The following is a 1,308-nucleotide window of genomic DNA, read 5'->3' on the forward strand; positions in this document are numbered from 1 at the left end:
GGCTCTTTGTCAACTGTAGTGGGTTGAAGAAAAGCTAAGCTCGAGAAAGGACAAATTTCGTCCTTTCTTTTTTGATATTCAGAGCGATAAAAATCCGTTTTTTGAAGTTTTCAAAGTTCCGAAATCCAAAGGCATTGCGCTTGATAAGTTTGATGAGATTATTGGTGGCTTCCAGTTTGGCGTTGGAATAGGGTAGTTGAAGGGCGTTGGCAATTTTCTCTTTATCCTTGAGGAAGGTTTTAAAGACAGTCTGAAAAAGAGGATGAACCTGCTTTAGATTGTCCTCAATGAGCCCGAAAAATTTATCCGGTTCCTTATTCTGAAAGTGAAAAAGCAAGAGTTGATAGAGATGGTAGTGATGTTTCAAGTCTTCTGAATAGCTCAAAAGCTTGTCTAGAATTTCTTTATTCGTCAAGTGCATGCGAAAAGTAGGGCGATAAAAACGTTTATAGCTGAGTTTCCGACTATCTTGTTGGATGAGTTTCCAGTAGCGTTTGATAGCCTTGTATTCATGGGATTTTCGATGAAACTGATTCATGATTTGGACACGCATACGACTCATAGCACGGCTCATGTGTTGGACAATATGGAAACGATCCAACACGATTTTAGCGTTTGGAAAAAGCTGTTTAGCCAAGTCATAGTAGGGGTTAAACATATCCATAGTAATGATTTTCACCTGACAACGAACGGCTCTATCGTAGCGCAGAAAGTGATTTCGGATGATAGCTTGTGTTCTCCCCTCAAGAACAGTGATGATATTGAGCTTGTCAAAATCTTGCGCAATAAAGCTCATCTTTCCCTTTGTAAAGGCGTACTCGTCCCAGGACATAATCTCAGGGAGGTAAGAAAAATCAAACTTAAAACGGAAATCATTGAGCTTACGAATGACAGTTGAAGTTGAAATAGCCAGCTGATGAGCAATATCGGTCATAGAAGACTTTTCAATCAATTTTTGCGCAATTTTTTGGTTGATAATACGAGGGATTTGGTGATTTTTCTTGACGAGAGAGGTTTCGGCGACCATCATTTTTGAACAGTGATAGCACTTGAATCGACGCTTTCTAAGGAGAATTCTAGTAGGCATACCAGTCGTTTCAAGATAAGGAATTTTAGAAGGTTTTTGAAAATCATATTTCTTCATTTGACTTCCGCACTCAGGGCAAGATGGGGCCTCACAATCTAGTTTAGCAATGATTTCTTTGTGGGTATCCATATTAACAACATCCATAATTTGGATATTAGGGTCTTTAATGTCTAGTAATTTTGTGATAAAATGTAATTGTTCCATATGATTCTTTCTAATGA

The 1,308-nt window shown here is 38.3% G+C and carries 1 protein-coding gene; it reads right to left on the reverse strand.

All coding sequences use genetic code 11. The features are described 5' to 3' along the window. Positions 1-34: 34 nt before the first annotated feature. Positions 35-1,291 (reverse strand): ISL3 family transposase, encoded by a 1,257-nt coding sequence (locus HT697_RS09960; protein WP_173263129.1) that lies wholly within the window; start codon positions 1,289-1,291, stop codon positions 35-37. Positions 1,292-1,308: the final 17 nt, after the last annotated feature.

It is taken from the genome of Streptococcus sp. 1621 (genome assembly GCF_013276615.1).
Classification (GTDB): domain Bacteria; phylum Bacillota; class Bacilli; order Lactobacillales; family Streptococcaceae; genus Streptococcus.

Bases quoted from the DNA above. Each gene is read 5' to 3' on its own strand.
- HT697_RS09960 (WP_173263129.1), bottom strand. From the start codon at position 1,291: ATGGAACAATTACATTTTATCACAAAATTACTAGACATTAAAGACCCT.